This is a genomic window from Vibrio sinus, assembly GCF_023634645.1.
Lineage (GTDB): Bacteria > Pseudomonadota > Gammaproteobacteria > Enterobacterales > Vibrionaceae > Vibrio > Vibrio sinus.
The window spans coordinates 70,102-90,751 of sequence record NZ_JAMKMR010000017.1 but is presented as its reverse complement, the minus strand read 5'-3'; the positions used below and the strand labels follow the sequence as shown (position 1 = coordinate 90,751).

Sequence of the window (20,650 nt, the reverse complement as noted above, 5' to 3'; positions counted from 1 at the left end):
CGCTTCGAAGTTCATCTCAAAGCGGACGGCCATTCTAGCGAGTTAAGTGTCAGTGTCAACCACTTTTTCAAAACTTTTTTAAGCACTTGGCTTAGCCAGAAGACCTTACTAACTGGGCGCTTGGCTTGTTTGAAGCCATCCCGTGTCAGCGAGGGGGCATTATAGAGATCGGAAGTTTATTGGCAAGCGTTTTTTTCAGTTTTTTTAATATTTTTTATATTTGATTATTTCCTAGCCAACAATGGCTATTTTTCTTACTCTTTTACACGTATATAGTGCCAACTTCACAAACTAAAGGAATCATTATGAGCTCTATCCGTAGTTATAAGGGGATTGTGCCAAAGCTTGGTCAACGCGTGTATATAGACAGTAGTGCCGTTATTGTTGGTGATATAGAGATCGGTGACGACTCTAGTATTTGGCCACTCGTGGCCGCTCGTGGAGACGTAAACTCTATAACAATAGGTCAACGTAGCAATATTCAAGACGGTAGCGTATTACATGTCACCCATAAAAATAGCGAGAACCCTAATGGTTACCCTCTTATTATTGGCGATGATGTCACGGTCGGCCACAAGGTTACCCTGCATGGTTGCACGATAAAAGATCGAGTCTTAGTAGGAATGGGGGCTATCGTTTTGGATGGTGCTGTAATAGAAGATGACGTCATGATTGGTGCTGGTAGCTTAGTGGCACCAAGCAAGAGACTGGAAAGCGGTTACTTGTATGTTGGCAGCCCGGCAAAAAAAGCACGGCCTCTCACTGAAAAAGAACGCGCTTTTTTACAAAAGTCAGCAGACAACTATGTACAAAACAAAGAAGACTATATGCAGCAGGTAAAAACCGTATCGCTATAGTTGGACTCGTCCAGAGGAGTCATACTCCTCTGCTTCGATCGCCTGCTCTGCAAGCTCCTCAAGATCAAACCTTAGCCCCAGAAAGCAGTCTAGTGCGTGCTGGGAAGAATCTATGCTTTCTCCAGACAAATGGCTCAAACGTTCGAGCGTCACCACACATTCAACAAGTAAGCCAGAGACTTGCGCGGGGAAAACAACAGCCTGCAGCGTTTCATTCCACCTCTGCTCATCTGGAAATAGGATCGATTGATTCATTTTGACTGTAACTCTTGTCTTAGTTTGTCTTCGACAATACGCGTTTCTGGACGAACACCGCGCCAAAGCATAAAACTCTCTGCCGCCTGTCCGATCAACATGCCTAGACCATCCAGAGCTTTCAAGACACCGTGTTCTTGAGCCCAACCATTAAATGATGTCGTCTCTGATTTATACACCATGTCATAGCAAACACTGCAATCAGAAAAGATGGCTGATGAGACGTTAGGTAATTCCCCATTCAAACTGGTTGAGGTTGAATTGATAATAATATCGAAGCCATTAACCAGCTCATTAAAATTGGCCGCTTTGATTTCTCCGTAAGCCTGGAACTTATCCGCTAACTGTTGAGCCTTTTCTATCGTGCGATTCGCTATCACTATACGACGCGGTTTTTGATCGAGCAGTGGCTTTAAAACGCCACGTGCCGCACCACCCGCTCCAATGAGTAACACCGTTTTGTCCGCAAACGAAGTGCCGTTTTGTAGCAAGTCCTGTACTAAACCTTCGCCATCCGTGTTATCACCTAAAATTTTGCCATCATCCAGCTTCTTAAGCGTATTGACTGCACCAGCAAGCTCGGCTCTTTGTGTCAAAACGTCTGCGAACTGATAAGCATCCCCTTTAAACGGCATGGTAATGTTGCACCCTTTGCCGCCTTGGGCAAAAAATGCCTCGGCCGATTGAGTAAATCCATCCTCTGGCGCAAGTTCTGCTGTATAAGTCATTGCCTGCTGGGCCTGCTCAGCAAATAGAGCGTGAATCACTGGAGATTTGCTATGGCTGATCGGATTACCAAATACCGCATAACGGTCTTTCTGCTGGGTCATGCTACTTCCTCAAGCTGGATAAAACTAGCAAGCTATCACTAACCTAATCCTGCCTCAATGTTATTCATTTGATCAATCATTAGGTGGAAAAACACCTAGCAGTTTACCAATCTCTTGGCTGTAAATAGTGCTGATACAACTCAGCTTCAGGTGATCCTTGTTCAACTTGGTAATTGTATTCCCAGCGAGCCAATGGTGGCATAGACATCAAAATCGACTCGGTTCTACCGCCACTTTGTAAGCCAAACAAAGTGCCACGGTCATAAACTAAATTGAACTCAACGTATCGACCACGCCGATAGAGCTGGAACTGACGCTCTCTTTCTCCAAATGAGATGTCTTTTCTGCGTTCTACAATGGGTAAGTACGCGTTTGTATAACCCTCACCGACCGCTTTGATGTAATCGAAACACTTTTCGAACTCCCAGTGGTTCAAGTCATCAAAAAACAAGCCGCCAACGCCCCGTGTTTCATCTCGATGAGGAAGATAGAAGTATTTATCACACCAAGCTTTATGTTCCTGATACACCTCATCACCAAACGGCGCACACAGATTTTTCGACACATCATGCCAATGCTGACAATCTTCAGCAAATGGGTAAAAAGGCGTCAAGTCAAAACCACCACCAAACCACCAGATCGGCGCTTCACCGTCTTTTTCGGCTATGAAGAAGCGCACATTAGCATGCGACGTAGGAACGTAGGGGTTATTCGGATGCATAACCAGCGAAACGCCCATGGCTTCAAACCGTCTGCCAGCAAGTTCAGGACGATGAGCCGTCGCCGAAGCTGGCATTTGTCTTCCTTCTACGTGAGAGAAGTTTACCCCACCTTGTTCAAAAACTTGACCTGAGCGCATGATACGAGAGCGGCCGCCGCCACCCAGTTTTTCGCCTGGCTCTCGCTGCCAGGCATCTTCTTCAAACTTTGCCTCACCATCAACCAACTCTAGTTGCTGACAAATGCTGTCTTGTAACTTAAGTAAAAATTGCTTTACCGCTAGCTTATCTATTGAAGTACTCATTCTCGGCCCTACTAAGCGTTATCCTTGGCGTAATACTTGAGAGGTTTTAATATCTCGAATCTCACTTGGGTTGTCACGCCCACCAGTTTTACCATCAACCACAACTAACGGTTGTTCGCCAAGCTGATCCATCACTTCTTGAGTAGTCCTGCATGGCGGCTGCCCAGATAAATTCGCGCTGGTAGACGTGATGGGCTTTGCAAACGCTTGGGTCAGCTTCTGAACCAGTGGATGGTCAGTGACTCGAACAGCGATAGTGGAAAATTCGCCTGACACCCAATGCGTCACACGCTCACTAGCTGGCATAATCCATGTCACCGGCCCGGGCCAGGTTTTCATGGCTTTATCTAACTGCTCATTAGTTAATTGGCTAAGATCAATGTAAGGCTTTAATTGCTCAAAACTCCCCGCGATTAAGATTAAGCCTTTTGCTACGGGCCTTTGTTTTATAGCAAGCAGTTGCTGAATCGCGTCAACATTATCAGGGTCACATCCAACGCCAAACACTCCCTCTGTCGGATACGCAATGACTTTGCCTTGTTGTAAGGCTTGAACAGCTTGTTGAAGTTCAGACACAGATTCACCTTCATTGATTGTAAAACTTTCTCGATTAGCGCTAAGTTTAACGACAAACCTCGTTTGAAAAAAAGATTATTTTTGCTGCTAGTAGATAAAAGCGGCTACCAATAAAAAGCAAACGTTTGCTTAGATTTTTTTTCGCCGTATAATGCGCTCAAATTATCAGCTCGCTTACCACACACAATGAAGGAGTTTGAGATGACTGTTGGTATTATTATGGGTTCTAAATCAGACTGGCCAACCATGAAACTTGCAGCCGACATGCTTGACCAATTTGGCGTCGCATACGAAACAAAAGTCGTTTCTGCACACCGTACCCCTCAGCTTCTCGCCGATTACGCCACTGGCGCGAAAGAAAGAGGCATCAAAGTCATCATTGCTGGCGCAGGTGGCGCTGCTCATTTACCAGGGATGACCGCCGCTTTCACTAGCCTGCCAGTCCTTGGTGTTCCTGTTCAATCACGTGCGCTAAATGGTATGGACTCCTTGCTTTCTATCGCTCAAATGCCAAAAGGCATTGCCGTTGGCACGCTTGCTATCGGAGAAGCAGGTGCAGCCAATGCAGGCATCCTAGCGGCGCAAATTATTGGTACTCACAATGAAAGCGTCATGGAGAAAGTCGAAGCCTTCCGTACCGAGCAAACCGAAACCGTATTAGCTAACCCAAATCCAGCGGAGGACTAGTGACATGCGAGTCTTAGTCTTGGGTGCGGGACAACTAGCAAGGATGATGTCATTAGCAGGTGCGCCTCTCAATCTTTCCATTACCGCTTTTGATGTTGAAAGCGGCAAAATTGTTCACCCTTTAACTCAGGCTCATATTGGCGATGGCTTAGAGAACGCCATTGCGCAAGCCGATGTGGTCACCGCTGAGTTTGAGCACATTCCGCAGCACGTGCTCGAAGTATGCGAAAACAGTGGTAAGTTTCTGCCAGGTCAAGACGCCATTCTAATCGGTGGAGACAGGCGCATTGAAAAAGCCTTGCTGGATAAAGCACAAGTAAAAAATGCCAACTATCACGTGATAAAAAGCAAAGCAGATTTTCATTCAGCTATCGAGAATGTCGGGCTGCCAATGGTGTTGAAAACGGCGTTAGGCGGATACGATGGTAAGGGCCAGTGGCGACTTAAAGATCGGAATGATGCGGAGCTTATTTGGCATGAAATGGAAGCCTGTTTAGCCGATAGCAAACAAGCGATTGTCGCCGAACAGTTTGTTCCTTTTGATCGTGAAGTGTCTCTTGTTGGCGCCCGCAATGCCAAGGGAGAAGTCGCGGTATATCCGCTGACGGAAAACGTCCATACCGATGGTGTATTAAGCTTATCGACGCCAATTGACGATAGCCTATTACAAGATAAGGCAAGAACCATGTTCACGGCTGTCGCGGAAACCATGAACTATGTAGGTGTATTAGCGATTGAATTTTTCGATCTCGATGGCGAGTTATTGGTCAATGAACTAGCCCCTCGTGTACACAATTCGGGTCACTGGACACAGCAAGGCGCTGAGACCTGTCAGTTTGAAAACCACCTGCGCGCCGTCTGCGGTTTGCCTTTAGGCAGCACGACACTTGTTAGGCCAACTTGCATGATTAATGTGTTAGGTGAAGATACACTACCAGATGCGCTGTTAGCACTAGAAGGGTGCCATATCCACTGGTATGGTAAGCAAAAGCGCGACGGTCGCAAAATGGGCCACATCAATGTCAGTGCAGAATATTCGGCCGATCTAGATAGAAAGTTGGCATTGCTGGCAAACATACTCGATAAAAAAGCATTTCCTGCAATGCAGCGCTTTAGTCAGGAATAAAACGGTAAATTGATAAAGGTGTCGCTATGACACCTTTACCTTTTGCACCTGATGGCACTTTTTATCTGCGCACTGATACTTTTCTCCACTGGCTAGCTTTTTCTTCATCAGCAAGGGAAAGCCACACACTTCACAGCTCCCCACTACTGGTTGCTGATTGATGGTAAAACGACATTTAGGGTAGTTATCGCAAGAGTAGAACACTTTGCCAAAGCGATTATTACGCTCAACAATGTGTCCTGTTTTGCACTCAGGGCAGGCAAGCTCAGCGCTTTGCTGTTGTGAATGATGAGCCTCTAGGCTCTCAATGTGATGACATTCTGGGTAATGGCTACAACCAATGAACATGCCATATCGACCTTGCCTTAGCACCAATTCTTGACCACATTCCGGACACGCAACCCCTAACGCCTTCACCACATGGCCATCGTTTTGATGCAACGGGCGCATAAAGTCACACTGCGGATAATGGTTGCAGCCGAGAAAAGCGCCTCGTTTACCATATTTCATTTTTAGTTGCCCTCCACATTGAGGGCAATGTTCATTGGCTAGTGCGTGCTCATGGGCATTGAATAGCTGATTATCGATTTTACGACTCATAAACGTCTTGAGTGTTAGTGCAAAATCCCTTGCTCTTTGGTGTACAACAGCTCTTCCATAAGCGTGTAAGCGTTCTCATTTCCTGGCACATTAAATAGCACCATTAGAATAATCCACTTCAGATCATCTAATTCAAATTCGTTGGTTTCGAGCCCCATCACGCGGTCGATAACCATTTCACGAATCTCAGTGGTGAGAACCTTAATCTGTTCTAAAAACATCAAAAATCCACGACACTCCAAATCGAGCCGTGACATTTCTGTACGTGTGTAAATACGTGTAGATGTGGCTGCACTGGTCGCAATTGCAGAGTGAGTATCGCTTTGTTGTAACGCCGCTAACCCCTCTAACCAATGGAGGGCCTTGTAGATATCTTCTTGGTGAAAACCTGCTCTCAGCAATTCATCTTCGAGCTCATCTTGGTTGACTTGTAACTCCGCATCACTATGGATGTAGGTTTCGAACAAATACATAAGTATGTCCATCATCATAGCTCGCCCCTCCCCTTTCGAATATAGCCACCGGAAACTGCAACAACATGCCCTGAAAGTTCTAACTCCAAGAGCTGCATCATGACTTCATGTACAGGTATATTGGTCCTGTCCGCTACAATATCAACTGGCGTAGCCTCTATTCCTACGTTAGCTAACACTTCAGAAAATGGCAATTCTTCTTGGCCATCATTTTGAACAAAAGTTGCCACTTGCACGGATTTATTACTATTTATCGACCAATTTACTAATATTTCAATTTCGTTTAGGACATCTTGTGTTTTTTGTACTAAGCAAGCCCCTGATTTTATGAGTTGATTTCCCCCTCGATTGTTAGGGTTATGTATAGAGCCCGGAATTGCAAACACGTCTCGTCCCTGCTCAGCGGCATACCTTGCGGTGATCAAAGAGCCACTTCGTTCAGCCGCCTCAACCACCAATACGCCAGTGCAAAGCCCACTGATAATACGATTTCTTCGAGGGAAGTGATTTGATCTCGCTTTAATATGGGGCAAAAATTCGCTGACCAACGCACCTTGCTCAGTAATGCGCTGCGATAGTCCTCTGTGCCGAGAGGGGTAAACCTGCTCCAACCCTGAGCCTAACACGGCTATAGTTTTGCCCGCATTCTTTAACGCCCCGTCGTGGGCGTACCCATCAATGCCCAAGGCTAAACCACTGGTGACAACCAATCCATGTTCAACGAAGTCCTTAGCAAACGCATAGGCTGTTTGTAGCGCTTCTGCGCTGGCATTGCGACTGCCCACCATGGCAATCTGTGGTAAGTCCAATACCTCAACCTCTCCTTTAACAAACAATATCGGTGGTGGGGAGTCGATTTGATTTAACAAACTCGGGTAGTGGCTTTTGTTGGGCACTAGGATATGACGATCAGGTGATTGGGCTTTCCACTCAAAGCATTGGTCAATATCCCGCTTAGCTCGCGATGTTATGTAATGTATTTGTTGTTGAGAAAGACCAATGGAAGCGAGCGCGGCTTTATCGTAACCAACAATGTGTTCAACTTTATCTAGCTTGGATAATTGAGATAAAGATTTTGGTCCCAATTTTGGGGCAAGGGCAAGCGTCATCCATGCCGATAAATAGGCTTCGTCCAATCTATCTTCCTTTTTATTAAGGAGAAAAATAAGTAATGGCTCATCGTATTGTCGCTAGCTAATATTAAACGAATACGATTGGGTGAAATTATACTTTTGGCATGCTGTCATTTGGCTGGTAAAATGTCTAGAATTGACCCAATTAGTTTACGCCGTTTCGGCACAATTCAATTATTTGAGTGTATATGTCTGTATTAGAAGTATTAACGTTTCCCGACGATCGTCTTCGTACTGTCGCTAAACCAGTCAAAGAAGTGACTCCGGAGCTTCAACAGTTTATCGACGATATGATCGAAACGATGTATGACGAAGAAGGTATCGGTCTGGCCGCTACACAAGTGAACGTTCATCAACGCATTGTGGTGATTGATGTTTCAGAAACTCGCGATCAGCCTCTGGTATTAATCAATCCAGAAATTCTCGAAAAACGAGGAGAGGATGGCATTGAAGAAGGCTGCCTTTCTGTCCCAGGTGCTCGCGCATTAGTGCCAAGAGCCGCTGAAGTCACTGTGAAAGCATTAGATCGTGATGGCAAAGAAATCACCTTTGACGCTGACGATTTACTTGCCATTTGTATACAACACGAGCTCGATCACTTGCAAGGCAAACTGTTTGTTGATTACTTGTCTCCACTGAAAAGAAAGCGCATTCAAGACAAGCTTGCCAAGATAAAACGTTATAACGAAAAACAAGCGAATAAATAACTGACGCTGCACGTTGTTCTATAAGAAGGATGCCCACTTTGAGCTCATCTTTAAAAGTTGTTTTTGCAGGAACCCCTGATTTCGCCGCCAGACACTTGGCGGCGTTATTGTCTTCACAGCATGAAGTTATCGCTGTGTACACCCAGCCTGACCGTCCTGCCGGCCGCGGCAAGAAGCTAACCGCGAGCCCAGTTAAAACTCTCGCATTGGATAATGACATTCCGGTTTATCAGCCTGAGAACTTCAAATCCGACTCAGCCAAACAAGAACTCGCTGCCCTTGAGGCTGATATCATGGTAGTGGTCGCCTATGGCTTACTATTACCACAAGCTGTGTTAGATACGCCAAAACTGGGTTGTATTAATGTGCATGGTTCTATTCTCCCACGTTGGCGCGGCGCAGCCCCTATCCAACGCTCAATTTGGGCCGGAGATAAAGAAACCGGTGTCACCATCATGCAAATGGATATTGGCTTAGACACAGGTGATATGCTGCACACAGCCACCTTGCCGATTGATGCCAATGACACCAGCGCCTCCATGTATGAGAAATTGGCACAACTGGGCCCTGTGGCTTTGATTGATACCTTGGCTGAGATTGCAGCAGGCAACACGCAGCCAATCAAACAACAAAATGATTTGGCCAATTACGCAGAAAAGCTGTCGAAACAAGAAGCAAAAATCAACTGGTCTGACAGCGCACAACACATTGAGCGCTGCGTACGCGCATTTAACCCTTGGCCAATGAGTCATTTTTCTGTGGCTGACAACACCATCAAGGTATGGCAAAGCCGAGTAGAAGCCACGAGCACAGATCAACCACCAGGCACCATTATCCAGGCGGACAAGACTGGGATCTATGTTGCGACAGGTCAATCGGTATTGGTTTTGCTGTCGATGCAAATACCTGGCAAGAAAGCCATGTCGGTCCAAGACATCCTAAACTCTCGCTCTGATTGGTTTGCGGTCGGCTCGCAACTGAACTAGTCTATTTTCAGGGCAGAGATGCCCGCTATTTTTAAGGTAACCCTATGAATGTTCGCGCTGCTGCTGCCAACGTTTTATACCAAGTGGTTGATAAAGGCGTTTCGCTTTCATCTGCCCTTCCTACTGCACAGCAATCCATCAAACCTCGTGACCATGCTCTGCTGCAAGAAATTTGCTATGGCGCACTACGCTATTTGCCGCGCCTAGAATCCATTAGCGGCAAACTGATGGATAAGCCATTAAAGGGTAAACAACGGGTGTTCCACCATCTCATTTTGGTCGGTATCTACCAGCTAAGCTTTATGCGAATTCCGGCGCATGCCGCGGTTGGGGAAACGGTTGAAGCGACAAAAAGCCTTAAAGGGCCACGCTTACGAGGCCTCATCAATGCCGTGTTGAGAAACTATCAACGTAACCAAGCGGAGCTCGATAGCTTTGCCGTTAGCCATCAAGCTGGCCAATTGGCTCATCCAAGCTGGTTAGTGACGTTAATACAAAATAGTTATCCAGATCGCTGGCAAGAGATCATGGCCGCCAATAACCAAAAAGCCCCCATGTGGCTCAGGGTAAACCGGCAGCATCACACCCGAGATCAGTACCTTACACTACTTAGCGAGCTAGATATTGCAGCTGAGAGCGTCCAGCAGGCCCCCGATGCCATTAAACTCAGCAAACCTTGCGATGTCTCCACTTTACCAGGATTTGAACAAGGTTGGGTGTCGGTTCAAGACGCGGCGGCTCAGCTGTCTGTGGAATATTTAGATCCACAACCGGGCGAGTTAATCCTAGACTGCTGCGCCGCGCCAGGTGGCAAAACCGCACACATTTTAGAGCGCTCGCAAAACAGCCGAGTTGTCGCGTTAGACTGCGATGAAACTCGCCTTAAACGAGTTCACGATAACTTGCAACGATTACAATTATCGGCACAAGTATTGTGTGGCGATGCCCGCTCACCGCAAACATGGTGGCAAAGTGATGAAAAGTTTGATCGCATATTGCTGGATGCACCATGCTCTGCGCTGGGCGTCGTACGCCGTCATCCTGATATTAAATGGCTGCGCCGCCAAGACGATATTGCCGCGTTGACCCAATTGCAAAGTGAGATCATGGATGCGATGTGGGCGCTATTGAGAGCTGGGGGCACCATGGTCTACGCCACTTGCTCTATCACACCACAAGAAAACACCGAACAAGTGGCGGCATTTCTAGCCAGAACACATGACGCCAATTTAGCCGATATTTCCAAAAAACATGATAGCTCACAATTAGGCCAACAAATCTTACCGGGCGAGCAGGGTATGGATGGTTTTTACTACGCGGTGATACAAAAACAATCGTAGTAAGTACTACTCTAGGTAGCAAATGGCTGTATTACGGATAATTTAGAGAACTCAATATGAAAATCATCATTCTTGGTGCCGGTCAAGTTGGAGGCACACTCGCAGAGAATCTAGTGGGTGAAAACAATGACATCACCATTGTTGATAAAAGCAATGAAAGACTGCGCGAGCTGCAAGATAAATATGATTTACGCGTGGTCAATGGTCATGCAAGTCACCCTCAAGTTCTATTAGAAGCAGGGGCGCAAGATGCCGACATGCTGGTCGCGGTCACCAATATGGATGAAACCAATATGGCCGCATGCCAGGTGGCATTTTCTCTATTTAATACGCCAAATCGAGTAGCTCGTATTCGCTCTCCTCAATATTTGGTCGAAAAAGAAGCGCTGTTCAAATCGGGGGCTATTCCGGTTGATCACCTTATTGCTCCTGAAGAGTTAGTCACCAGCTACATTGAAAGGCTTATCCAATATCCAGGCGCACTGCAAGTTGTCAGCTTCGCAGAAGAAAGAGTCAGCCTAGTCGCGGTCAAAGCCTATTACGGCGGCCCACTGGTAGGTAATGCCTTATCGGCTCTGCGTGAGCACATGCCACATATCGATACTCGTGTGGCGGCTATCTTCCGCCAAGGTCGCCCTATACGCCCCCAAGGAACCACCGTTATCGAAGCAGATGATGAAGTGTTTTTCGTCGCCGCTAGTAATCATATTCGCTCGGTCATCAGTGAGCTACAACGACTAGAAAGACCTTATCGCCGCATCATGATTGTCGGCGGAGGCAATATTGGCGCCAGCCTTGCCAAACGGCTAGAACAGTCATACAGCGTCAAACTGATTGAGCGTAGCTATCAAAGGGCAGAAAAGCTGTCTGAAGAGCTGGAAAACACCATTGTGTTTTGTGGCGATGCCGCCGACCAAGAGCTACTCACCGAAGAGAACATCGAGCAAGTTGACGTCTTTATTGCGTTAACCAATGAAGATGAAACCAATATCATGTCGGCCATGTTGGCAAAACGCATGGGTGCGAAAAAGGTCATGGTGCTCATACAGCGCGGTGCCTACGTTGACCTCGTTCAAGGCGGTGCGATTGACGTAGCAATCTCTCCACAACAAGCGACCATTTCGGCTTTGCTGACGCATGTCCGTCGCGCTGATATTGTCAATGTATCCTCATTGCGACGCGGCGCTGCAGAAGCGATTGAAGCGATTGCGCACGGCGATGAAACCACATCAAAAGTAGTCGGCCGAGCTATTAGCGATATCAAACTGCCTCCAGGTACAACGATTGGTGCTATTGTTCGCGGTGAAGAAGTGCTCATCGCCCATGATAGAACCGTCATCGAGCAAGATGATCACGTGGTGATGTTCTTAGTCGATAAGAAATACGTACCTGACGTCGAAGCCTTGTTCCAACCCAGTCCATTTTTCCTCTAGGTTGCGTCACTATGGTAAACTTTCGTCCAGTCTTGTTCGTTATTGGGCTCGTCCTTTCAAAACTGGCCTTATTCATGTATGTGCCAACAGTGGTGGCTTTTTTCACTGGCACAGGTGGGTTTATTGAGTTTGCTCAAGCGGTGATCATCACCCACATCGCGTCGTTTATTTGCTTATCATTGGGTAAGACCAAGTCGTTTAAACTTAATGTGCGCGATATGTTCTTAATCACCAGTTTAGTCTGGATGATCACCAGTGCCTTCGCCGCGCTGCCCTTTGTCTTTATCAACCATATCAGTTTTACCGATGCTTACTTTGAGACCATGTCTGGTATCACCACGACAGGCTCGACCGTGCTAAGTGGTTTACAACATATGCCGCCCAGCGTGCTGCTATGGCGATCCATCTTGCAATGGATTGGCGGTGTTGGCTTTATTGTTATGGCCGTGGCCATTTTGCCGATGCTAAATGTCGGTGGTATGAAACTCTTCCAAACCGAGTCGTCCGATTGGTCAGACAAAAGCAGCCCAAGGGCGAAAACCGTCGCGAAAAATATTGTTGCTGTCTATTTGGTACTCACCCTACTGTGTATTTTAAGTTATCGCTTAGCCGGTATGAGTTTATTTGATGCCATCAACCACGCTTTTACCACGCTTTCAACTGGGGGCTACTCCACCACTGACAAATCGATGAATCAGTTTTCTCATGCGGCAGACTGGGTAGGGACCATATTTATGTTCCTAGGCGGATTACCGTTTCTTTTGTTTGTCACCGCCATCAAGAAGAAAAAGCCCAAAGCACTCATCTTCGACGAGCAAGTAAAAGGCTTTACCTATTTAGTCTTAATTTCCAGTATCACCATTGCGGTGTGGATGACGCTGCGCGACGGATATCACCCACTAGATGCCTTGCGTTTATCTATGTTTAATGTGGTATCGGTGCTGACAACAACGGGCTATGGCTTAGGTGACTTTACGATGTGGGGCGCTCTACCTACCACCATTTTTGCTGTTTTGCTAATGGTGGGCGCGTGCTCTGGCTCTACATCAGGGGGAATTAAAATATTTCGCTTTCAAATTGCCATGACACTACTGCGCAAACAAATGATGAAATTGATTCACCCATCTGGGGTATTCGTACAGCGCTATAATAACCGCCCGGTGAGTGACGACATTGTTCGCTCTCTGGTGGCGTTTACCTTAATGTATTTCATTACCATTATCGGCTTAGCGGCATTTCTTAGTGCGCTGGGTCTAGATCCGGTAACCAGTATTTCCGGCTCCATCACAGCAGTTGCCAATGTTGGCCCTGGGATGGGCCCAATTATTGGTCCTAGCGGTAACTTTGCACCACTCCCTGATGCCGCGAAATGGGCTCTTAGCCTAGGTATGCTGATGGGCCGCCTAGAGATATTGACACTATTAGTGTTGTTTTTCCCCGCTTTCTGGAGACGATAAGTGTTTAGTAAAAAAAGTCTGTTACTTGCGATAGCTCTGACCACACCTTTGTGTCACGCGGCAGAAATAGTGACGCTCAAAGATGGTCGACAAGTAAAGCTCAACGATGACTTTACCTGGCAGTATGTACAAAAAGATAGCGATAATAAGCAAGCTGTTATCCCGGTAACCGCGGTGCCAGTGATAGAAAAGCAAAATCGCTACACGACTGCCACCCTAGGCGAGCAGAAGCCTACACTACAGCTTACCCAATCTGGTGTAGATGTATTACTTGAGCCGCTGCGATACCAATCGGGCTCGCTACTCATCCCTACCGCCATTACCAACCAAGGCACTGAATCTGTGATTTTAGTGACCATCAAGATAACCGTCGCAGATGAAAACGGACAGATTCTAGACACCCAATCGGTGAATGTATGGGAATCGATAAAACGGATGGCCAGCACGTATTTGCGGCCGAAAACTCATCAGCCGGGTCGGACGATTTCATTGCCAGTCAAACAACTGAAACACTATAAGATTTCAGCAAGTATCAGTGCAGTGACCACTCGCTAACATGTCCGCACGTTAAACCGGTGTGACATACCAATAAATCGCCAAGTAATGACAGACGCTGCCACCCAAGACAAACAAATGCCAAATGGCATGGTTATACGGCAGCGATTTGGCCGCGTAGAAAATCGCGCCTAACGAATAGACTAAACCGCCAGCGGCCAACAAAATGACCCCATTGATTTGCACGTGCAATACAAGCTGGTAAATCACGATAAGAGATAACCAGCCCATGATTAAATAAGTGGCCAGTGAAACCTTTTTAAACCGATAAACAAACAGCAGCTTGATGACAATGCCTACCAATGCCAAAAGCCAAATCACCACCATCAAACCTATTGCCAAAGGTGTGCGTAAGCTGATCAACATAAAAGGCGTATAGCTGCCCGCTATCAGTAAGAAAATGGCGCAATGATCTAGCGTCTTGAGCCATCGCTTGGCTTGGGGGTACGGTATGGAATGATAAAGTGTCGAGGCAAGAAAAAGCAGCACCATGCTTGCGCCATAAATCGAGTAACTGGCCACCGTCAAAGCATCCGCATGATAGAAGTCGGCTTTCAATATCAGCAATACTAAACCAACCACACTGACAACTAAGCCTGCCCCGTGCGTCAACGCATTGAACAACTCTTCTCTTCGCGTATAACCATTAGATACTGATTGCATAACGAACCCCATTACCGATCTCGCTTGCCCAGTATCACACATTTGACTTACACGTGTAAGCCCAAATAAAAGTTAAACCTTATTTGTTTAGGTATACACCTCTTCTAAGTAGTGAATGACTAAGTCTCCTGCTTGTTTGGCATCCACATTTAACGGGATCGATAAATGATGTACCAATTCCCCTTTGCCCAGCAAACTAGCTAACATGCCTTTGGTTCCTTGTCGGTTTCTATCGATCTCAAACCACATTTGAATGCCATCACTGGTGTAATGTGACACCAATTCCAACTCTCGCCATTGGCCATGATAAGGCCCATCAACTGGTACAAATTCGAACTCCTGAACATACGGTAATGGCAAACCATCCACAGCTTCACATTCCACCTGTCGAATGCGTAACCCCTTATTTTCTAATGCCGAAAAAACACCATCCATAATGACATCAGGACGAACGGTGAGTATTTCTTTATCGGTCGGATCGGGCGTTTTGTGAATATCGAGATCTGTCTCGACCCAGACTTTTGTGTCACCAACCGTGATTGGCGTGTTCCAAGGGATATCCAGTTCCACCTCAAAGTCTTTGCTTTCTCGAGGTTCAATTGTAAAAGAGTACGGCAGCTCCCATGCCACGAGCGTATGACTTTGGTGCTTACGCTGCAATGTACCAGAAGACACATCCAGATCTTCTTTGATATAGCGACAACATAGCTTTAAGTGAATGTTATCGATTTCTTGTTGCTCACCACCACCATAAACATGAATGGTGATATTGGCTTTTTGGCCTGGATACAGCGCTTCTTGGTGTAGCACCGAGTCCACCTTGACGGAACCAATACCAAAACTCGAGAGGGTCTTATTGATAAACGACATATACACCTCCATTAGGAATAATTCATATTAGTCCGGTTTACTATACTCAAGCAACCCGGGGCTGTGAGTCCAAATTTTGAGATAGCTCATAACAAACTAGGTCTATCTCACTATTTTAGTATCTTTGATCAAATTTAATTGATTAAGTATCGATCAATACCGTATCGAGTGCTACTATTTGCGCGATATGTTTCATATCAAAAATTCCTGGGTAATGATTTGGATTGGCCGAAGCCAGAAGAGCCACCCTTCATTAAGCAGTAGAAGTTCAACTCATGATTACTCAGGCCTATAAATTGACAAGGATTGTCGGATAGTTAGGTAAACCAATGCACCACACGCCTATTAGATTTGCAAACTATAGTCGCAGTGCGCGTCGTAGTGGCTTCGCTACGATTCCAGTCGCTAAGAAAAAGTAATACATAGTCATCAATGTAATACCACAAAATTAAAGCGCAGTGACCATTTGCGCTTTTTTTACGCCTTCAATCTTACGTTTCGTTAACGCCAACCGCCAAACTTAGACCTTAACCACATAGAAAATAAGCTTTTTGCATTGGTATTTGAGCATGAGTTTGATACCTTACGCAGCACGGTTTACTGCCTAGTGGTCCAACCATGATTCAAATAATCTTTGCGTCAGATAACAAGACCCTCTTCACTAGGTTAAAATATACCCTAAGGTGAGTATTTGTTGGCGAGCAAATCATCGCACTATTTAATATCGCCTGAAGAAGGACCTTCATATGAGCCAAGACAAGATCAATGTCAAAGAGGTTTCCGCTGAAACCACAAGGCCAAAGTCGGCACAACATGCTCGCAAGCGCGCTGGCACCAATAATGACCGATTCAATCCTAGCCAGAGAATTTATGTACGCGCCAGCAGCGGCGTTTTTCAAAAACTGCGTCGCTATGGCGGCTGGTTTTTTATGGCGTTGTTTCTAGTGACACCCTGGATAACTCAAGGTGGCCATCAGGCGATTCTTATCGACATCGGCGAGCAAAGATTCAATTTCTTTAACACCACACTCTACCCACAAGATCTCACTCTACTTGCGCTATTGTTTGTCGTCGCCGCATTTGCCTTATTTTTTCTCACCACGTTTTTAGGCCGAGTCTGGTGTGGTTACCTATGCCCACAGACAGTTTGGACCTTTATCTACATCTGGTTTGAGGAGAAGCTAGAAGGCAGTGCCAATAAGCGGCGTAAACAGGACTCGCAACCTTACACTCGGTCGCTCATCTACAGAAAAACGCTCAAGCACATCGCTTGGTGGGCGGTTGCTTTAGTTACAGGCGCGACGTTTGTCGGCTACTTTGTGCCGATTCGAGAGTTACTGCTCGATAGCTTCACTGGCAGTTTGAGCTTTTGGCCAGCATTTTGGGTGTTATTTTTCTCAGCCTGCACCTATGGCAATGCAGGCTGGATGCGCTCCATTATGTGTATCCATATGTGCCCTTACTCGCGATTTCAGTCAGCCATGTTTGATAAGGACACCTTTATCGTCGGCTATAACACTAAGCGGGGCGAAGATCGGGGACCGAGACCGCGAAAGGCAGACCCTAAACAGCTTGGGCTAGGTGATTGCGTGGACTGTGACTTATGTGTTCAGGTATGTCCGACTGGCATTGATATTAGAAATGGGCTGCAATATGAATGCATTAACTGCGGCGCTTGCATTGACGCTTGCAACCACACCATGGATCGCATGGGTTATGACAAAGGACTCATCAGTTATACAACAGAAAACAAACTCGAAGGCCACTCAACCAAAGTGATGCGACCTAAGCTGATCGGCTATGGGTTGGTCATGGTGCTCATGGTAGGCTTATTCTTTGTCCAGCTAAGCTATATTGACCCGGCCGGGCTATCAGTGCTTCGAGATCGCAACCAGCTCTATCGAGTCAATAGCGCAGGTGAAGTTGAAAATACCTATGTACTGAAAATACTCAATAAAACTCAGCAACCACAGCAATACACGCTTTCAATAAAAGGGCTTGAACAACCTTCCTGGTATGGAAAGCAGCAAGTCTGGGTTCAGCCGGGGGAAGTGCTGAGCTTGCCTATGACTTTAGGTATGTCTCCGGATAAACTCCGCTCACCCGTTTCAAAGATTCAGTTTATACTGTCGGACAGTAATCACTTTACCATTGAAGTTGAAAGCCGCTTTATCGAAAAGCTCTAATCGCAACAACAATGGCACAACGATGGGCTGGGTTTAGTAATGAACCTCGCAATTGATGATGCAACAAGCATTTAATTTTGATGCGCTGACCCCAGATTTTATGTGGTACGCGCTAGAAAGTATCGGTATCAGAGCAGAGTCTGGCCTTTTACCACTCAATAGCTATGAAAATCGCGTCTACCAGTTTACCGACGAGGAACGTCAGCGATATGTGGTGAAGTTCTACCGTCCGCAAAGGTGGAGCAAAGAGCAAATATTAGAAGAGCATAAGTTTACCTGTGAACTGCTCGAAGCCGACGTCCCCGTCGCCCCACCAATACAGCTCAATGGCGAGACGTTGCATCATTATCAGGGCTATATGTTTGCTTTGTTTGCCAGTGTAGGTGGGCGCCAATTTGAAGTCGACAACTTTGACCAGCTCGAAGGCGTTGGGCGCTTTCTAGGTCGTATCCATAAAGTGAGCAGCGTTTACCAATTTCAGCACCGCCCGACAATTGGCTTAGAAGAATACCTATATCAGCCGAGAAAATTGTTGGAGAATTCCACTTTTATCCCCATGCATTTAGAGTCCGCCTTCTTTAATGACTTAGATATGCTCATCACTGAGTTAGAAACACATTGGCACAACCAGCATCAGGTCATACGGCTACATGGAGACTGTCATCCAGGTAATATTTTATGGCGTGATGGGCCTATGTTTGTCGATTTGGATGATTCTAGAAATGGCCCGGCCATTCAAGACATCTGGATGTTACTCAGTGGCGAAAGGCACGATAAGCTTGCGCAACTAGACACAATTTTGGAAGCGTATCAGGAATTTTCACAATTTAATTCTTCGGAGTTGAAACTGATTGAACCTTTGCGCGGTCTGAGAATGGTACATTATATGGCATGGCTAGCAAAAAGGTGGGAAGATCCTGCGTTTCCAATTGCATTTCCCTGGTTTGCAGATCCAAAGTATTGGGAGAACCAAGTTTTGTCCTTTAAAGAACAAATCGCGGCATTGAATGAACCAACACTTTCACTCTCACCTCAATGGTAGATAGTCGCCGATTACAACATAGAATGGAGTTTATATGAAAAAGCTGTTTGCACTTGCTGCTACATTATTGCTGAGTGTATCTGCATACGCAGCCCCCTTCCAAGCGGGCGTGAACTATACAACGCTCAAGCTTCCCGAGTCTGCTAAACCAACAGTGACGGAGTTTTTCTCTTTTTATTGTCCACACTGTTATGCATTTGAGCCCATCATTCAAGAATTGAAAAGTGACCTGCCAAAAGACGTAGTATTTCAAAAAGAACATGTCTCTTTCATGGGTGGTTCTATGGGTGAGAATATGAGCAAAGCTTACGCGACTATGGTCGAGCTAGGCGTACAGGACAAACTGGTTCCAATCATGTTCAATCAAATCCATAAATTGAATCAAGCACCACAAAATATCGCAGAATTAAGACAGATCTTCGTCAATGCTGGCGTCAGTGCCGATCAATTCAACTCGGTGTTTAACAGCTTTGCAGTGGATTCCAAGGTCAGACGCTATGACAAAGATTTTAAAGACTCTGGCCTAACTGGCGTACCTTCTGTCATCGTCAACAACAAGTACGTGGTAAGAACGCAATCCATTACTTCCGTCAAACAGTACATTAGCTTGGTTAAGTACCTACTAAAAGGCAATCCAGGTAAGGGCGATAAAAAAGACAAAGATGATAAATCAACCAGTCTAACTCAGCCTCACGCAGAAGAGACTCACACAGTCGCAGCCACGCACAATTAAATCACCAGTAAGTCTAAATAAGCATAAGGGGAAGCATTGGCTTCCCCTTTTAAAATCTCACTGACTTTTGGCTCGTTGATGGCTATTTGTGAATATCCTTTAACAGCTCATCTTTTTCTTGCCATACATTTGATAGCCATTGCTGGAACTGACGTTTATAGGGCTTATCATTGAAGTAATCGCCCATGACCTGCTCATTCACGGGCAGGGTACGACTTCTTACCACAATCTTCGTCATTCTGCCCATCAGCATGTCTTTAAACGGTTTATCTAAATTGTCTGGATAGGCCAAAGTCACGTCAACAATACTGTCAAATTGCTCCCCCATCGCCGCCAATGTATAAGCGATACCACCTGACTTAGGTTGTAACAGGTGCTGGTAGCCATTGCTCTTCTTTTTGTGATGGTTAAAGCGCGTGCCTTCCACGTAGTTCACTACCGTGGTAGGGGTGTGTTTAAACTTGGCACATGAGCGACGAGTGGTAGCTAAATCTTGACCGCGCTTCTCTGGGTGACGTATCAGATACTCTCGCGAATAACGACGCATAAAGGGCATGTCTAGGGCCCAGCAAGCCATACCGATAAAAGGCACATAGAGCAGTTGCTGTTTCAAGAAAAACTTTGGCATAGGCACTTTATCCTTGAATACACAACACAGCACCACGATGTCTGTCCAACTTAGATGGTTACTGATCATCAAATACCAACCATCTTTTCTTAACCCTTCGACGCCCTCAACATCCCACTCCACTCGGTTTGACGCTGATAATATCCATGAGTTCAAGGTTGCCCACAACCACATGGCTTTATTGGCTAAGCGTGTGGCGATCGATTTTAATCCAGCTGTTGGGAGCACAAATTTAAACAAAGCGATAATGCATATCAAGATAGAGCAAAACGCCGAATTCAACACAACTAACAACACATTGAGAATAAGTAATAGGTACGCCAACATAATTGATAACAACAGTAATAGAGAAATGATAAATCCGTTTGAAGCCTTGACTAGCCTAGGCCTGTCGACCTAAAACAGGTAGAAAAAGCAGCAAGACATTATACAGTTACTCTAAAACATTGGAATATTGGTTCGACGGTTTTGCTTGGAATTTAATCTTTC

21 protein-coding genes and 1 pseudogene are annotated in these 20,650 nt (G+C 46.0%); 12 read left to right on the top strand and 10 right to left on the bottom strand.

Features of this window, described 5'->3' with window-relative positions:
- Positions 1 to 305 precede the first annotated feature (305 nt).
- Positions 306 to 857 (top strand): gamma carbonic anhydrase family protein, encoded by a 552-nt coding sequence (locus tag M9194_RS16440; protein ID WP_250613770.1) that lies wholly within the window; start codon positions 306 to 308, stop codon positions 855 to 857.
- On the opposite strand, the gene M9194_RS16435 is transcribed toward M9194_RS16440, so the two are convergent.
- The 4 genes from M9194_RS16435 to tsaC form a co-directional block, all read right to left on the bottom strand.
- Positions 852 to 1,112, bottom strand: coding sequence for a DUF1488 family protein (locus M9194_RS16435; RefSeq protein ID WP_250613769.1), 261 nt, complete (start codon positions 1,110 to 1,112; stop codon positions 852 to 854). The genes M9194_RS16440 and M9194_RS16435 overlap by 6 nt on opposite strands.
- Positions 1,109 to 1,942 carry a shikimate dehydrogenase gene (gene aroE / locus M9194_RS16430; protein WP_250613768.1) on the bottom strand — a complete coding sequence of 278 codons (834 nt, stop codon included), beginning with the start codon at positions 1,940 to 1,942 and terminating at the stop codon, positions 1,109 to 1,111. The genes M9194_RS16435 and aroE overlap by 4 nt, the downstream gene beginning before the upstream one ends.
- Positions 1,943 to 2,045: 103 nt before the next feature.
- Entirely contained in the window at positions 2,046 to 2,966 is a 921-nt protein-coding gene (gene hemF / locus M9194_RS16425; protein ID WP_250613767.1) for an oxygen-dependent coproporphyrinogen oxidase, read from the bottom strand.
- An 18-nt stretch (positions 2,967 to 2,984) separates the two neighbouring features.
- Positions 2,985 to 3,542 carry an L-threonylcarbamoyladenylate synthase type 1 TsaC gene (tsaC, locus tag M9194_RS16420; RefSeq protein ID WP_250613766.1) on the bottom strand — a complete coding sequence of 186 codons (558 nt, stop codon included), beginning with the start codon at positions 3,540 to 3,542 and terminating at the stop codon, positions 2,985 to 2,987.
- Between the two features lie 201 nt (positions 3,543 to 3,743).
- Here tsaC and purE point away from each other — a divergent pair, with 201 nt between their 5' ends.
- Together purE and M9194_RS16410 are read left to right on the top strand one after the other, a co-directional pair.
- The gene (gene purE, locus M9194_RS16415; protein WP_250613765.1) at positions 3,744 to 4,229 is read left to right on the top strand and encodes a 5-(carboxyamino)imidazole ribonucleotide mutase; all 486 of its coding nucleotides are present in this window, start codon (positions 3,744 to 3,746) and stop codon (positions 4,227 to 4,229) included.
- A gap of 4 nt (positions 4,230 to 4,233) precedes the next feature.
- Positions 4,234 to 5,355, top strand: coding sequence for a 5-(carboxyamino)imidazole ribonucleotide synthase (locus tag M9194_RS16410; protein ID WP_250613764.1), 1,122 nt, complete (start codon positions 4,234 to 4,236; stop codon positions 5,353 to 5,355).
- Positions 5,356 to 5,379: 24 nt separating this feature from the next.
- Here M9194_RS16410 and M9194_RS16405 read toward each other — a convergent pair whose 3' ends face one another.
- From M9194_RS16405 to dprA, 3 genes are read right to left on the bottom strand one after another with little or no spacing between them, the layout of a single operon-like run.
- The gene (locus M9194_RS16405) at positions 5,380 to 5,955 is read right to left on the bottom strand and encodes a DNA topoisomerase family protein (RefSeq protein ID WP_250613763.1); all 576 of its coding nucleotides are present in this window, start codon (positions 5,953 to 5,955) and stop codon (positions 5,380 to 5,382) included.
- A gap of 14 nt (positions 5,956 to 5,969) precedes the next feature.
- The gene (locus M9194_RS16400) at positions 5,970 to 6,446 is read right to left on the bottom strand and encodes a DUF494 family protein (RefSeq protein ID WP_284676617.1); all 477 of its coding nucleotides are present in this window, start codon (positions 6,444 to 6,446) and stop codon (positions 5,970 to 5,972) included.
- Entirely contained in the window at positions 6,443 to 7,564 is a 1,122-nt protein-coding gene (dprA, locus tag M9194_RS16395) for a DNA-processing protein DprA (RefSeq protein WP_250613762.1), read from the bottom strand. The genes M9194_RS16400 and dprA overlap by 4 nt, the downstream gene beginning before the upstream one ends.
- A 185-nt stretch (positions 7,565 to 7,749) precedes the next feature.
- Here dprA and def point away from each other — a divergent pair, with 185 nt between their 5' ends.
- The 6 genes from def to M9194_RS16365 are packed head-to-tail and all read left to right on the top strand — an operon-like array spanning position 7,750 to position 14,039.
- Positions 7,750 to 8,268, top strand: coding sequence for a peptide deformylase (gene def / locus M9194_RS16390; protein WP_250613761.1), 519 nt, complete (start codon positions 7,750 to 7,752; stop codon positions 8,266 to 8,268).
- A 38-nt stretch (positions 8,269 to 8,306) separates the two neighbouring features.
- A complete protein-coding gene (fmt, locus tag M9194_RS16385; RefSeq protein WP_250613760.1) occupies positions 8,307 to 9,254 on the top strand; it encodes a methionyl-tRNA formyltransferase in 948 nt (315 codons plus the stop codon).
- 44 nt (positions 9,255 to 9,298) lie between these two features.
- Complete coding sequence (gene rsmB, locus M9194_RS16380) at positions 9,299 to 10,594, top strand: 16S rRNA (cytosine(967)-C(5))-methyltransferase RsmB (protein WP_250613759.1); 1,296 nt, start codon at positions 9,299 to 9,301, stop codon at positions 10,592 to 10,594.
- A gap of 56 nt (positions 10,595 to 10,650) precedes the next feature.
- Positions 10,651 to 12,027: a Trk system potassium transporter TrkA gene (trkA, locus tag M9194_RS16375; RefSeq protein WP_250613758.1), complete on the top strand. Its 1,377-nt coding sequence runs from the start codon at positions 10,651 to 10,653 to the stop codon at positions 12,025 to 12,027.
- An 11-nt stretch (positions 12,028 to 12,038) separates the two neighbouring features.
- On the top strand, positions 12,039 to 13,484 hold the full coding sequence (locus M9194_RS16370) for a TrkH family potassium uptake protein (RefSeq protein ID WP_250613757.1): 1,446 nt from the start codon (positions 12,039 to 12,041) through the stop codon (positions 13,482 to 13,484).
- Positions 13,485 to 14,039, top strand: a complete 555-nt coding sequence (locus M9194_RS16365) for a DUF3157 family protein (protein ID WP_250613756.1) — start codon at positions 13,485 to 13,487, stop codon at positions 14,037 to 14,039. It abuts the gene before it with no gap.
- 12 nt (positions 14,040 to 14,051) lie between these two features.
- On the opposite strand, the gene trhA is transcribed toward M9194_RS16365, so the two are convergent.
- Together trhA and M9194_RS16355 are read right to left on the bottom strand one after the other, a co-directional pair.
- Positions 14,052 to 14,702 (bottom strand): PAQR family membrane homeostasis protein TrhA, encoded by a 651-nt coding sequence (gene trhA, locus M9194_RS16360; protein ID WP_431769415.1) that lies wholly within the window; start codon positions 14,700 to 14,702, stop codon positions 14,052 to 14,054.
- An 87-nt stretch (positions 14,703 to 14,789) separates the two neighbouring features.
- On the bottom strand, positions 14,790 to 15,572 hold the full coding sequence (locus tag M9194_RS16355; protein WP_250613755.1) for a sporulation protein: 783 nt from the start codon (positions 15,570 to 15,572) through the stop codon (positions 14,790 to 14,792).
- A 746-nt stretch (positions 15,573 to 16,318) separates the two neighbouring features.
- Here M9194_RS16355 and ccoG point away from each other — a divergent pair.
- The 3 genes and pseudogenes from ccoG to M9194_RS16340 form a co-directional block, all read left to right on the top strand.
- The gene (gene ccoG, locus M9194_RS16350) at positions 16,319 to 17,758 is read left to right on the top strand and encodes a cytochrome c oxidase accessory protein CcoG (RefSeq protein ID WP_250613754.1); all 1,440 of its coding nucleotides are present in this window, start codon (positions 16,319 to 16,321) and stop codon (positions 17,756 to 17,758) included.
- Positions 17,759 to 17,813: 55 nt separating this feature from the next.
- Complete coding sequence (locus tag M9194_RS16345) at positions 17,814 to 18,800, top strand: serine/threonine protein kinase (RefSeq protein ID WP_250613753.1); 987 nt, start codon at positions 17,814 to 17,816, stop codon at positions 18,798 to 18,800.
- 34 nt (positions 18,801 to 18,834) lie between these two features.
- A pseudogene (locus M9194_RS16340) lies at positions 18,835 to 19,425 on the top strand (thiol:disulfide interchange protein DsbA/DsbL); the annotation flags it as partial.
- A 190-nt stretch (positions 19,426 to 19,615) separates the two neighbouring features.
- Here M9194_RS16340 and yihG read toward each other — a convergent pair.
- Positions 19,616 to 20,488, bottom strand: a complete 873-nt coding sequence (gene yihG / locus M9194_RS16335; RefSeq protein ID WP_250613752.1) for a 1-acylglycerol-3-phosphate O-acyltransferase, YihG family — start codon at positions 20,486 to 20,488, stop codon at positions 19,616 to 19,618.
- Positions 20,489 to 20,650 lie beyond the last annotated feature (162 nt).